Origin of the sequence: Mesorhizobium ciceri biovar biserrulae, from assembly GCF_001618845.1 — a bacterium.
GTDB lineage: Bacteria > Pseudomonadota > Alphaproteobacteria > Rhizobiales > Rhizobiaceae > Mesorhizobium > Mesorhizobium ciceri.
In genome coordinates this window covers 5903801-5917216 of sequence record NZ_CP015064.1, presented here as the reverse complement: position 1 = coordinate 5917216, position 13416 = coordinate 5903801, and the positions used below count along the sequence as shown (strand labels likewise).

Below are 13416 nucleotides of genomic sequence, written 5' to 3'. Positions count from 1 at the left end.
CCCCCGATCGACGGGGGAGAGGAAGGGCGCCAGGCGTCGCCTCACATCGCCGTAAAACCGTTGTCGACGAACAGATGCGTGCCGTTGACGAAGCTCGACTCGTCGCTGGCCAGGTAAAGCGCCGCCCTCGCCACCTCTTCCGGCTCGCCGATGCGGCCCTGCTGCGCGGCCAGCGCTGCGTCCGAGACATCGACGCCGAGCCTGCCGAGGTCGGCAACCTCGCGCAGGCCGTGCGGCGTGCGGATGAAGCCCGGGCAGACGGCGTTGCAGCGGATGTTGCGGTCGCGGAACTCGACGGCGATGGCGCGGGCGAACATGTGGCAGGCGCCCTTGGTGGTGTCATAGAGCACTTCGTTGGGAGTAGCCGCCACCGCCGAGATCGACGAGGTGCAGACGATCGAGCCGCCGCCCGCCGCAATCATGCCGGGCAAAACGGCGCGCGTCATCAGGAACATCGAGCGCACATTGACGGCATGCAGCCAATCCCATTCCTGCACCGTGGTCTCCAGGAAGGGCTTTATCACGATGGTGCCGGCGTGGTTGAACAGCACGGTGATGGGCCCGAGTTTTTCGATAGCACCCTTCACGGCGGCTTCGACCTGTGCCTCGTCGGAGACGTCGGCGACAAAATGCTCGGCGACATGGCCGCGTGCCCTGATTGTCGCTGCGGTTGCGGCGGCCGCCTCGCCGTTGCGGTCGATGATCGCCACCTTGGCGCCTTCGGCGGCGAACAGCTCCGAGGCTGCTCCACCCATTCCCGTCGCGCCGCCCGAAATGATGGCGACCTTGCCGGCCAGTCTTGTGCCCATTTTTTTTGCCCCTATGTGACGATTTCGCTTTGCTGGTTGGGCGATGCTACCGCGCCGGCGCCGGGCGGCCAATCCACGAATTGAGTGCCGCGAGGCCAAGGTCATAGGTCCATTCGGACGCAGACCCGAAAACGGACGCGCCATACGGATCGGCCGCCCGAGTGCCCCTGTAGGCAAGTGGCTACCAACTTCCCATCACCTAAGAGAAAATTATTCTAGATTTGACCGAAAAATAGCAATCGACAAAGTCTACAAGTTTTATAGATTAACCGACGAGACGGAGGTTGATATGTCCTATATCCAGAACGCCCAGACGGATCGCAGTGGTCAGCGGGCGGCCAATGCCCAGACCTTCCGCCCGGCCTATGCCGGGGCTTTCGCCTATCTCGTCTTTGCCCTTGCGTTCGTGTTCACCGGGGCCGTTGTTCTGGGTCTTATTCCCTGAGTCGTCAGATCGACCGGGGTTAGCTGCCCCACCACTTACAGGCAATTGGAGTTGAATGAACCGAATCCTCGGCGTGCTTTCGCGCGCCCGACACCACGGAGGACATGGCAATGCCGATCGAGTTCACGCATATTCCCGGCAAGACCGCCGATGCCGCGGTTCCTTTTTTCTACGACTTTGCCGAGACCGCGACCAAGCTCGGGCTGATCGAGGACGGCGGCTTCCGCAAGATCGTCGTCGACGATTCGGCCGGACTGCTGACCAACATGGATCTTGCGGCCCAGGTGCTCGATCGCACCTCGTCGCTGGAAGTCGTGCTCACCCATTGGGCGGGCGTGGTCGAACCGACTGTGGCGGCCCGCCAACTGGCGTCGATCGACAGGCAAAGCGGCGGACGCCTGGCGCTGAGAATGATCAGCGAGCCGCTGAGCGATGCCGACGCCGAAACACGGCCGGTCGGGCACACCGTCATCTGGCAGCGAATAGACGAATATCTGGTGCTGCTGAAGCGGCTGTGGTCGAACGACCGGCCCTTCGACCACGAAGGAACGTTCTACAGCATCAAGGGCGGCTACGTGCCGCGCAAGGGACCGCACGGCGCCGACCTGGTCATCCGCATGGGCGGGCAGTCCGGAACGGCGCTCAAGGTGGCCGGCCGGCATGCCGATGTCTTTGAACTGGCGCCGGGCTCGATCGACGAGATCCGGCAATTGATGGAGCGGGTGCGCCGCTCCGCCGCCGAACATGGCCGGGCCGGCAAGCTGCGCTTCGCGCTTCCGGTCGGGATTCACCAGGGTGCTTCCGCCTCCGGCCACAAGGCGGTCGATGTTGCCGGGCCGCCAGCCCAGGCCGCCCTGTCGCTGCTTGCCTATGCAGCCCTCGGGATCGATGAATTCATGATTGTCGGCGTCGACACGCCACGCGAGATCGCAACGCTCGGCCGGGAAACGATCGCCCTGCTGCGCAATTCGCTGGCGCGTCGCGAACACGAGGCATTCCAGCCTGGAGCATATGCGTCTCGTGCAGGATTGGAGACGCGCGCAACGGGCTGAAGTCCTTCAGCCTTTTGTTGCCTCGGGCCTGTCGCCAAGCCGCGACAGGCCTTCAATGACAGCGCCCGAATCCGCCAGCGCGCCGAAGACGCCATCTTCGACCGTCACCATATGAAGCGCGGCCTCGTGGGCTTGTTTGTCGCCGCTGGCGCAGGCGTCGGAAATCGTCAGGCATTGAAAGTTGCGGTCGCAGGCTTCGCGCAGCGTGGTGTGGACGCAGACATCCGTCGTGCATCCGGAAAACATGAGATGCGTGATGCCTTGCGCGCGGAGCACAAGCTCGAAATCCGTATAAATGAAGGCGCTGTTGCAGGTCTTGTCGACGATGATGTCGTGCGGTGCCACGTCGATCTCCGGAACGATCTGGAACCCCGTGCCCGAGCGCAGCAGGATATCGGTGCCGTCGAGACCGGAGCGCTTGCGGCGCCATTTTTCGTAAGGCGTCATATCGGCCATGTCGGCCCTATAGCCCTGCCTGGTATGGATGACCCTGACGCCGGCCTTGCGCGCGGCCGCGATCAGCCGGCTCACCGTCGGCAGGATCGCCCTCAGAGGCGACGGGTCATAGCCCTGCCTGGCGAAGTAGCCCGTCGTCGACAGGAAATCCTGCTGCAGGTCGATGACGATCAGCGCGGTGTTTTCGGCCACCAGCCTGCCGTCAAAGGGAAAGTCGAAGGGCGTTGCCTTGATCATCCGGGCGCTCCCTGCTTTGGCCGCTACCATAGTGGATCAACGCGATGACACCAGATGCTGGGCGTCGTGCAGGCGTCGATAGATTCCGCCGGCACGGATCAGTTCGCTGTGCGACCCCTGCTCGACGACGCCCGACTCCGAGACGACGACGATGCGGTCGGCGCCGCGGATCGTTGCCAGCCGGTGTGCGATGACCAGCGTGGTTCGGCCTTCGGCAAGTTCGGCCAACGACTTCTGGATTTCGCGCTCGGTCTCGGTGTCGAGCGCCGACGTCGCCTCGTCGAGGATCAGGATCGGCGGGTTCTTCAAGAACATGCGGGCGATCGCCAGCCGCTGCTTCTGGCCGCCGGACAGTTTTACGCCGCGCTCGCCGATGATCGTGTCATAACCGGCCGGCAGGCCTGATATCATGCCGTCGAGCTGCGCCCGCCGCGCGGCATCGGCGATGGCGTCGTCGGAGGCGCCTAGACGGCCATAGGCGATGTTTTCGCGGATTGAGCCGCCGAACAGGAAGACATCCTGCTGGACGATGCCGATCTGGCCGCGCAGCGAAGCGAGCGTCATGTCCCTGATATCGATGCCGTCGATGCTGATCCGCCCGGCGCTGACTTCGTAGAACCGCGGCAGCAGCGAGCATATGGTGGTCTTGCCGGCACCCGACGGCCCGACGAAGGCGATGGTTTCGCCGGCGCCGATGGTGAGATCGATATCCCTGAGCACCGGCTTGCCGTCGCCGTAGCCGAAGCTCACACCGCGATATTCGATGTCGCCCTTGAGGCCGCTGGCGGTAACGGCACCGGGCCGGTCGGCGATGTCGGGTTCGGTGTCGAGCAACTCTGTGTATCGGCGGAAGCCGGCAATGCCTTTTGGATAGGTCTCGATCACCGAATTGATCTTCTCGATCGGCCGCACGAAGACGCCGACCAAAAGCAGGAAGCCGACGAAGCCGCCATTGCTCAGGCCTCCCGTAATGACGAGGTAGCTGCCGGCAATCATGACCACGAGCTGGATCAGCCTTATGCCCATGTAGTTCAGCGAATTGCTGGCCGACATGATGCGGTAGGCGTCGAGCTTGGTCTGGCGGTAGCGCTGGTTGTCATGCGCGAACAGCGTGCGCTCATGCTCCTCGTTGGCGAAGGCCTGGACGACGCGCATGCCGCCGACATTCTCCTCGATGCGGACGTTGAAATCGCCGACACGCCGGTAGAGCGCCTGCCAGTTGCGCTCCATGCGGTCGCCGTAGCGCATCGTCACCCAGGCGATCAGAGGCACGATCACCGCCGTGATCAGCGCCAGATGCATGTTGACCGTGAACATCAGCACGAAGGCGCCGGCGAAGGTCATCATGGCGATGAACAGGTCCTCGGGGCCATGATGCGCGATCTCGCCGATCTCCTCGAGATCCTTGGTGACGCGACCGACGAGATGGCCGGTCTTGTGGTTGTCGTAGAAGCGGAACGACAGTTTCTGCAGATGATCGAAGCTCTTGCGCCGCATCTCGGTCTCGATGTTGATGCCAAGCATGTGGCCCCAATAGGTGACGACCGCCATCAGCACCGTGTTGAGCAGATAGATTACCAGCAGCCCGGCCGAGGCGATGATGATCAGCGTCCAGTCCTGCCGTGGCAGGAGCTGGTCGACGAAGGTGCGGACCGCCATGGGAAAGCCGAGTTCGAGCAGGCCGGCCAGCACCGCGCAGGAGAAGTCGAGCGCGAACAGCCCCTTCCAGGGCGCGTAATAGGACAGGAAACGTCTGATCATCGAGGTGAACCGCAAGCTGTCTTGATGGACGCGGCGAGGGCACCGGCCGCCATCGATGGGCGCTGCTTACAATCGGCAGGGCAGGGCCGGCAATATGCCAGGGCCGACTTCATTGCCTGCCTTTCCACATCAGCGCCATGAAATAGGGGCCGCCGACGAAGGCGGCGATGAGCCCGGCCGGCACCTGCCAGGGAAAGATCAGCGTCCGGCCGGCCCAGTCGGCGGCAACGAGGATCAGCCCGCCTGTCATGGCCGAGGCCAGAAGCTGCGGCACGGCACGGCGGAAGCCGAGCATGCGCGCGAGATGCGGCGCCATCAGGCCGACGAAGCTCAGCGGGCCGATGACCAATGTCGCGGTTGCGGTGGCCAGCGCGGTAAGTGCCAGCAGAATGGCGCGAACCCGTCCAAGCCGCAGGCCAAGGCCACGCGCGGCAGTTTCGCCGAGCGGCACTATATCGAGCCAGCGCGCCGTCAGCGGCGCCAGCGCGAGGACGGCGACCGCGACCGCAGCGGCAGTGAAGGCATCATTGGGCGTTGCGCGATAGGTCGATCCCGATAGCCAGGCGAGCAGGAAGCCCGTGCGCGGATCGCCGCTGGCCAGAAGCAGCGCGGCGAAGGCCGACGCGACCGTCGCCACGGCGACGCCGGCAAGCAGCAGCCGCGCCGGCGACAGTGCATTGCGCCGCCCGACCAGCACGACGATCGTCAGCGCCAGCAAGGCGCCCGCGAGTGCGGCGCCGAGCATTGCCGCGCGGTCGAAGCCGTCGCTGAGCAACAGCAGCGCCAGCACGCCGAAAGAGGCGCCGCCGGAAATGCCGAGCACTTCGGGTGCTGCCATCGGGTTGCCGGTCATGCGCTGCATCAGCGTGCCAGCGACCGCGAGCAGGACGCCCGCCGACAGGGCTACGACGACGCGAGGCGCGCGCAGGGCAAGCAGCTCGGTCAAATCCTCGGATGCGATCCAGTGCCAACCGCCTGCGCCACGGCCAAAGCCGATGGCGAGGACAACCGCGAGGATGAGCGCCAGCAGGCCCGCGATCAACGGCAGGCCGTTTGTCGGCAGGCGTATCGACGACACCATGTCGGCCTGCCTTTCGGGGGTGGTTCGCATTCGCGGCAACAGGAACAGCAGCAGCGGCGCGCCGAGCAAAGCGGTCGCGGTGCCGGCGGGGATTTCGCCGGTGAACGGCAAATGCTGCACCAGACGGTCGGTGAGCCAGAGCAGGGCACCGCCGACCAGCGGCGACCAGACCAGGCGGCGGCCAAGCGTGCGCGCTCCGGCCAGCCGCACCAGCGCCGGGGCGGCGAGCGCCACGAACCCGATGACGCCCACCTCGGCGACGACCAGCGCGCCAAGCGAGACGGCGACTGCCATGCCGGCAAGGCGGATGACGGCCGGGCGGGTGCCGAGCGATGCCGCGCCGTCGTCGCTGAGATCGAGCAGGCGTAGCGGTCGCCAGAGCAGGAACGCGGCGCAGATGCCGGCCAGCAGCCACGGCGCCAGAGCAGCGACGGCCGCATCGCCATTCTGCACCAGCGAGCCGCTCTGCCAGATGAACAGCTCCTCGGTGTATTCGCGGTTGAGCGCCATCAGCAGCGCGCCGGCCGAACCGAAACTGAGGCTGACGACGAGGCCGGCGATGATGATCGACACTGGCGAAAAGCTGCGCCCGCGCGCCAGTGCGAAAACGGCTGATGTGGCGAGAGCGCCGCCAGCCAGCGCCACCCCTTCACGGCCGCCTTCCAGCAGCCATGGTGCGTAGAGGGTGGCGGCCGCCAAAGCGAGGCTTGCTCCGGCATTGGTGCCGATCGTGGTCGGCTCGGCCAGCGGGTTGCGCAGCACATGCTGCATGACGACACCGGCGAGACCGAGCGCCGCGCCGGCCAGCACGCTGACGGCGACACGTGGCAGGAAAGCATAGCGATACAGCAACTGCACTGGATCGGATGTGTCGGGGGCGGTGAGCGCCTGCCACCACAGGTGCGTCGGCAGAACATGGATGAGATCGAAGACGGTCAGCATCAGCGCCAGGCCCGCGGGCACGGCAACCAGCAGGATGAGCGCGCCGAGGCCGTCGCGCTGTCGCGGCAGGGACATTGCCTGAGCGATCATGCCGCTGCCACGAATTCGGCGAAACGCCCGGCAGCAGTGAGACCGCCGAACGGCCAGACTGGCGGAATGGTCCGCACCTGGCCGTTCCGGACGCAGGGCAGATTGGCCCAGAGCGAGTTGCGGGCGATCCTGATCCTGACGTGCGGCGGGATCGGATCAAGCGAGATCAGTTGCGCCTCGCCGACGGCGACCAGTTCCTCGATGCCGACCGTCGAAAAACCCCATTCATTGGTGGCGCCGGTCCAGGCATTGACGAGGCCGAGCCGGTCGAGGACGTCCTGCAGCAGGCTGCCGGCGCCGTAGACGCGGACATGGCGATCGTCGAACATGCTGACGACGCAGACCGGTTTTTGCACCGCCCGCTCCAGCCTGGCACGCGCTTGGGCGATCGAGGCTTCGATGCGCCCGACAAGGTTTTCTGCTTCCGTCCCACGGCCAAGCATGTTGCCAAGCTGCAGCGTCACCTGCTGCGCCTGCGCGTAAGGTGGAGCCTTGCCGCTGTAGAACGGCACATTGAAGGTCGGCGCCAATCTGGTGAAGCTGTTCTCGTCCAAGCCATAGCCATAGGCGCCGACGATCAGGTCGGGCCGCAATTCCCGAAGCAGTTCGAGATTGGGCTCGCTGCGCGACCCCAGGTCGATGGTGGCCTGCGGCAGCGCCGGGCCCTGGACCCAGTCGCCATAACCCCTCGTGTCGCCGACGGCGAGCGGCGACACGCCGAGCGAGACCACCATTTCGGCCGATGTCCATTCCAGGCAGACGACGCGGGCAGGTGCCGCGCGTGCCGTGCCGCCCGGCAAAGCGAGACCGGTCGCGGCGAGGCCGGCAAGATACTGGCGCCGTGTCAGCGCCGCCATTTTGGGCCGGCCCGCCACATTGCTTCTACCATGTGTATTTCACCGAACCGTTGATCCTGCGGCCCTCGCCGTAGAAGCAGCCGAAGCCCGAGGAGAAGCAGGAGGCGACGTAGCGTTTGTCGAACAGATTGCTGGCATTGAGGCTGAGCGTGGCGTTCTGCCAGGCGTAATGCACCGCCGCGTCGGCGAGCACGACCGACGGAACCTTGAAGCTGTTGGCGTCGTCGCCATAGGTCGAGCCGACATAGCGGACACCGGCGCCCAGGCCGAGACCTTCGAGCTTGCCGCTCATGAAGGTGTAATTGGCCCAAAGCGATGCGGAATGGGCCGGCACGCCGAAGGGCGTGTTGCCCTCGTTGCTGACCCAGACGCCGTTGACGTCTTCGACAGCGGTCGCCCTGGTGATCTTCGTGTCGAGATAGGTGTAGGCCGCTCTCAGGTCGAAGCCGGAATCGAGGCTGGCAACGGCCTCGAATTCCACGCCGCGCGAACGGATCTCACCGGTCTGGAACAGATCGTTGGGCGAGCCCTCATTACCGGAACGCACGACATTCTGTCGGGTCAGGTCGAAAACCGATGCCGTAATGAAGGAATTCCAGCCAGTCGGCTGGTATTTCAGCCCGATCTCGTACTGCCTGCCGGTCTCGGGCACGAACAGATTGCCGTCGCTGTCGGCGCCGGCCACCGGCTGGAACGATTCGGAATAGCTGACATAGGGTGCCAGGCCGTTGTCTGCGAGATAGACCAGGCCGGCGCGGCTGGTGAAGGCGTTGTCCTTCTGCTCGGGAATGTAGCCGCCGGCCAGATTGTCGTAGACCTTGGCATCCGACCAATCCTGGCGGCCGCCAAGGGTCAGCCGCCAGTTGCCGAACTTGACCTGGTCCTGGGCATAGAGACCGACCTGCTGCTGGGTGGTGTCGGTATCGGTGTAGGGCGCCAGATCGGTGATCGGGTACCCGTAAACCGGATCGAAGATGTTGAAACCGTCCTCGACGGTCCCTTCCGAGGCATAGTCGCGGTAAGTGTAGCGTTTGTAGTCGAGGCCGACGAGCAGCGTGTGGGCAAGCGGCCCGGTGTCGAAATCGGCTTGTGCCTGGTTGTCGATGGTGACGCCGCTGAGTTTGGTGCCGCCGGCATCTGCATAACGGTAGTAGTCGCCGCTTGAAGGTTCCAGGCCGTTCGAGTCCGTCAGTCCGCCACCAAAGACGCCCTCCTCGGTGTGGGTGAGGTGGACGTAGCGGGCATGCTGTCGCACCTGCCAGGTTTCGTTGAAACGGTGATCGAATTCGTAGCCGATCGAGGCCTGGTCGTTGTTGTAGGAGACGAAGCCGGGTTCGCCGACGAACATGCTGTTCGGCAGGTACTTGCCGTCCTTGCCCGGTACGACCGTGCCGTAGGCAGGCAGGTACTGCATCGCCCATCCCGAGCGATCGCGCTGATAGTTGGCGAGGATGGTCAGGCTGGTGTCGGCATCGGGCTGCCAGGTGATCGCCGGCGCGATGAAGATGCGATCGTCCTTGACGAAATCGGTCTGCGTGTCGCCCATATGAGCGGCACCGGTGAGGCGAAACAGCAGCGACTTGTCGGCGTTCACGGCACCGCTGAAATCGAACTTGCCTTCATAGCGATTGAAGCTGCCGCCACCGAGTTCGATCTCGCGCAGATTTTCCTCGGTCGGCCGCTTGCTGACATAGTTGATGATGCCGCCGGGGCTAGCCTGGCCGTAGAGCACCGACGCTGGTCCGCGCAGCACCTCGTAGCGTTCCGCCCCGTAGGAATCGAGCGCGGTGAACAGGGTGAAATTGCTCTCCTTGAGCTGCAGCCCGTCCCTGTAGAAGACGCCGCTGGCGTTCGAAATGCCGCGCAATTGCAGACCGAGGCCGCGATTGTCGGTGCCGTAGAGATCGCCGGTGGCGCCGGGCGTGTAGCGCAGAACGCCGCCGAGGTTGTCGATCGCCTGTGCTTCCATCTGGTCCTTGGTGATCACCGATATCGACTGTGGCGTCTCGATCAGCGGCGTGTCGGTCTTGGTGCCGGTGGAGCCCTTGGTGGCCACGTAGCCCTTGACCGGCCCGAAGGCGCTTTCGACACGTTCCTGGACGTTGATCGGGTCCAGGGTGGTGGTGACCGTCTCCTGGGCCAGGGCATGGCCGCAGCCAAGCAGGGCCGGCACCGACACCGCTGCGATCAGCAGGCGCTTTCGCGCCATCCGGTCCTGCCAAATCAGTCCACGTCCCGAGATCATCCTGCGCCCCCTTTTCCAAATTTCATGTCGATATTGCCGGTCGCGACGATTTGTTGATCGTTGCAGTCATCTTCAATGTTGACTAGTAAGGTCATGTTTCATAGTCAACCGGGCATGAGCCGTCGAAAGCCGGAATCTGGAAATGCGGGCGGCCGCACTGGAGAAAAGCCATGAGCATGGCTGGAATTGATGCCCAGACTGCCTTCCATATCGACGCGGTGCGCTTTGCCGTCGGCGAGCGGACGCTGCTCGGTCCGGTTTCGCTCGAACTGCAGCGCTCACGGGTCTACGGGCTGATCGGCCACAATGGTTCGGGCAAGTCGACGCTGATCAAGCTCATGGCGCGCCAGCAGCCGGCAAGCTCTGGCGCCATCACTTTCGCCAGACGTCCGTTGCCGCAATGGGGCGCCCGCGAATTTGCCCGCGCGCTTGCCTATCTGCCGCAGACGACGCCGGCGGCGACCGGCCTGACCGTGCGCGAACTGGCGACGCTCGGGCGCTATCCCTGGCATGGCGCGCTTGGCCGTTTCCGCGCGCAGGACAGGCAGCATGTCGAGGAGGCGCTGGCCCTGACCGACATGGAAGGTTTTGCCGACCGGCTGGTGGACGAATTGTCGGGCGGCGAGCGCCAGCGCGCCTGGCTCGCCATGCTGGTGGCGCAGAACGCCGGCGTCATGCTGCTCGACGAGCCGATCTCGGCACTCGACATCGCCCATCAGGTCGAGGTGCTCGGGCTGGTCAAGGAACTCAGCCGCAAACGCGACCTGTGCGTCGTCGTCGTGCTGCACGATCCCAACATGGCGGCGCGCTACTGCGACGAGCTGATCGCGCTCAAGGACGGCAAGCTGCTGACGCGCGGCACACCAGCCGAGATCATGCGCAGCGATGTGCTGAAAGGCATTTTCGGCGTGGAGATGGGCGTGTTCGCGCACCCCGTCACCGGCCAGCCTGTCGGCTATGTGCAGTGACGAGATCTGGTGCGGCGGCGGGAAATAGAAGGCGGCTGGCCGCTGTGAGAACAAGGAAGAAGCTGTTGTCGAGAAGTGGTTTGTTGGCGGCGTTGGTCGCATCCGTCATCCTGTCGGCCGGCAGCGCGATGGCCCAGGAGCAACCGGCCGGTGCCGCGCCGGCGATTGATGCCCCCACCCCGGCTGCTCCCACGGCCCCAGCGCCGATTGCGCCGGCGCCCGCCGCACCGGCAGTCGCTCCGCCGGCCACGATGGCGCCTTCGCAGCCGGGCACCCAGCCGAACACGGCCGCGCCAGCCGAGGCCGGACCTTCGACGGCGATGGAATTGACCTTGCCGCATGACCTGTCGCCATGGGGCATGTTCATGGCGGCCGATATCGTCGTCAAGGCGGTGATGATCGGGCTGGCCTTTGCCTCCCTCGTCACCTGGACGATATGGCTGGCCAAGTCGCTGGAGCTTTTCGGCGGCAAGCTGCGCATCCGTCGCGCCGTGCGGGCGATCGGCAAGGCCGCCACGCTGAAGCAGGCCAGCAGTACCCTCGACCGCAGCGGCGGCCCGGGCGCGCTGCTGGTGCGGGCGGCCGAGGAGGAGACCGCACTCTCAGCCGGCGCCCTCGATCATGTCTCAGGCGATGGCCTCAAGGAACGGGTTACGTCGCGCCTGTCGCGCATCGAGGCGGCGGCGGCGCGGCGCATGTCACGCGGCACCGGCGTGCTGGCGACGATCGGCTCGACCGCGCCCTTCGTCGGCCTGTTCGGCACGGTCTGGGGCATCATGAACGCCTTCATCGGCATCTCGCAGGCGCAGACCACCAATCTCGCCGTGGTCGCGCCGGGCATCGCCGAAGCGCTGCTGGCCACCGCGATGGGCCTGGTCGCGGCCATACCGGCCGTCGTCATCTACAACGTCTTCGCCCGCTCGATAGCCGGCTATCGGCAGATCCTCGCCGATGCCTCGGCAGGGGTCGAACGACTGGTCAGCCGCGACCTCGACTTCCGCACCGTCGCGCCGGCCGCGCCACTGGCGGCGGAGTAGCGCCATGGGAAGCAGAATCCGACAAACCATGGATGACGATCTCGAGGAAAGCCACGAGATCAACGTCACCCCGTTCATCGATGTCATCCTGGTGTTGTTGATTATCTTCATGGTCGCGGCACCGCTGGCCACGGTGGATGTCAATGTCGACCTGCCGGGTTCGACCGCAACGCCCGCGCCGAGGCCCGAGACACCGCTGTTCCTGACGCTGAAGGACGATCTGACGCTGGCGATCGGCAATGACGGCGTGCCACGCCCGGCTTTCGCCGCGACGCTGGACGCCAAGACCAAGGGCGACAAGCAGACGCGCATCTTCCTGCGCGCCGACAAGGCGGTCGCCTATGGCGACCTGATGGAGGCGATGAACCTGTTGCGCGGCGCCGGCTATCTGAAGATCGCGCTGGTCGGCCTGGAGACGGCTCCCGCGTCCAATGCCCCCGCGCCCACAGCCACCGGTGCGGCGGCGCCATGACGCAAGCGGTCGCCGTGCCCTCGGTCCAGATGTCGCGCTTCGGCTGGCGCGACCTTGGCTTGTGGGCCGGTGCTGCCGCGCTGGTCCTCGGAGCCCATGTCGCGGTCGCCTATGCAGTGCAGAATCTCACCATGGTCACCGAAGCGGACGGCGGTCCGCCACCGGCCCAGGTGATCGAGATGGCGCCGATGGTGGTGATGCCGGCCGTACGAGAACAGGTCGCCGCGCTGGACGCGGTGACGCCAGATCAGACCGAACCGACACCGACGACCGAGCCGACGCCTGAAGAACCGGTCGAAAAGGCGGAGCCGGTTGTCGAGCCGCCGGAAGCGGTCGCGCCTGACGAGGCCGAACCCAACCGGACCGAAACGGCTGAACAGGCCGATCAGCCGCCGCCGGATGAGGTCATCCCGGATGTTGTCGAGGCCGTTACGCCAGACGTCGTCATTCCCTTGCCGCAGCCGAAACCGGTCGAAATTGTCAAAGACAAGAAACCGGTCGAGGCCAAGGCGAAAAAACCTGTCGAGAAGCCCAAGCCGCGGCTTAAGAAGGAGAAGGCGGCTCCGCCGAAGACGGCAACCGTCGCCAGCGCCGACGCACGGCCCGCGGCCAGGACCGCCGCGCCGAAGGCAGCGGAATCGACGTCGCGCTCCGGCGACTCCAGCAAATGGGACTCCCGTCTGGGTGCCTGGATCAAGCGGCACACGCGCTATCCCAGTTCTGCCAAGGCCCGAGGCGTGGAAGGCAGGCCGTATGTCGCCTTCACGGTCGACTCGTCCGGCCGGGTCCTGTCTGCCAGGCTCTCTCGTTCCTCCGGGGATGCGGATCTGGACCGTGCGGCGCTCGCCGTGCTGCAAGGCGCCACGGTGCCGGCACCGCCGCCGGAACTCGGTTCGCGTCTGAGCCGTACAGCGCCGTTCGTGTTCAGCCTGCGCAACTAGGACCGAATTTGGTCGAAGCGGCC

General features: G+C 65.4%; 12 protein-coding genes. 6 read left to right on the top strand and 6 right to left on the bottom strand.

The genetic code is table 11. The features are described from left to right. Positions 1–41: 41 nt before the first annotated feature. Positions 42–809 carry an SDR family NAD(P)-dependent oxidoreductase gene (locus tag A4R29_RS27935; protein ID WP_024504731.1) on the bottom strand — a complete coding sequence of 256 codons (768 nt, stop codon included), beginning with the start codon at positions 807–809 and terminating at the stop codon, positions 42–44. Between the two features lie 289 nt (positions 810–1098). Here A4R29_RS27935 and A4R29_RS33445 point away from each other — a divergent pair, with 289 nt between their 5' ends. Both A4R29_RS33445 and A4R29_RS27930 read left to right on the top strand, forming a co-directional pair. Further along, complete coding sequence (locus A4R29_RS33445) at positions 1099–1254, top strand: hypothetical protein (RefSeq protein ID WP_013528960.1); 156 nt, start codon at positions 1099–1101, stop codon at positions 1252–1254. Positions 1255–1364: 110 nt separating this feature from the next. Continuing rightward, positions 1365–2306 (top strand): LLM class flavin-dependent oxidoreductase, encoded by a 942-nt coding sequence (locus A4R29_RS27930; RefSeq protein WP_013528961.1) that lies wholly within the window; start codon positions 1365–1367, stop codon positions 2304–2306. A gap of 6 nt (positions 2307–2312) precedes the next feature. Here A4R29_RS27930 and A4R29_RS27925 read toward each other — a convergent pair whose 3' ends face one another. The 5 genes from A4R29_RS27925 to A4R29_RS27905 all read right to left on the bottom strand — a co-directional run bounded on the left by A4R29_RS27925 (position 2313) and on the right by A4R29_RS27905 (position 9939). Beyond that, on the bottom strand, positions 2313–2999 hold the full coding sequence (locus tag A4R29_RS27925) for a cysteine hydrolase family protein (protein WP_013528962.1): 687 nt from the start codon (positions 2997–2999) through the stop codon (positions 2313–2315). Positions 3000–3035: 36 nt separating this feature from the next. After that, positions 3036–4760, bottom strand: coding sequence for an ABC transporter ATP-binding protein (locus tag A4R29_RS27920; RefSeq protein WP_063173318.1), 1725 nt, complete (start codon positions 4758–4760; stop codon positions 3036–3038). Positions 4761–4869: 109 nt separating this feature from the next. Further along, positions 4870–6873, bottom strand: coding sequence for a Fe(3+)-hydroxamate ABC transporter permease FhuB (gene fhuB / locus A4R29_RS27915; protein ID WP_063173317.1), 2004 nt, complete (start codon positions 6871–6873; stop codon positions 4870–4872). Beyond that, positions 6870–7730, bottom strand: a complete 861-nt coding sequence (locus A4R29_RS27910; protein ID WP_063173316.1) for an ABC transporter substrate-binding protein — start codon at positions 7728–7730, stop codon at positions 6870–6872. The genes fhuB and A4R29_RS27910 overlap by 4 nt, the downstream gene beginning before the upstream one ends. A gap of 25 nt (positions 7731–7755) precedes the next feature. Beyond that, a complete protein-coding gene (locus tag A4R29_RS27905; RefSeq protein WP_244506873.1) occupies positions 7756–9939 on the bottom strand; it encodes a TonB-dependent siderophore receptor in 2184 nt (727 codons plus the stop codon). Positions 9940–10151: 212 nt separating this feature from the next. Here A4R29_RS27905 and A4R29_RS27900 point away from each other — a divergent pair, with 212 nt between their 5' ends. From A4R29_RS27900 to A4R29_RS27885, 4 genes are all read left to right on the top strand, one after another. Further along, positions 10152–10943, top strand: a complete 792-nt coding sequence (locus A4R29_RS27900) for an ATP-binding cassette domain-containing protein (protein WP_063173821.1) — start codon at positions 10152–10154, stop codon at positions 10941–10943. Positions 10944–11008: 65 nt separating this feature from the next. Then, complete coding sequence (gene exbB / locus A4R29_RS27895) at positions 11009–11980, top strand: tonB-system energizer ExbB (protein ID WP_063173314.1); 972 nt, start codon at positions 11009–11011, stop codon at positions 11978–11980. A 4-nt stretch (positions 11981–11984) separates the two neighbouring features. After that, positions 11985–12452, top strand: a complete 468-nt coding sequence (exbD, locus tag A4R29_RS27890; RefSeq protein ID WP_013528969.1) for a TonB system transport protein ExbD — start codon at positions 11985–11987, stop codon at positions 12450–12452. Further along, positions 12449–13393, top strand: coding sequence for a TonB family protein (locus A4R29_RS27885; RefSeq protein WP_063173313.1), 945 nt, complete (start codon positions 12449–12451; stop codon positions 13391–13393). Before exbD ends, A4R29_RS27885 begins: the two co-directional genes overlap by 4 nt. The last annotated feature ends 23 nt before the right edge of the window (positions 13394–13416 follow it).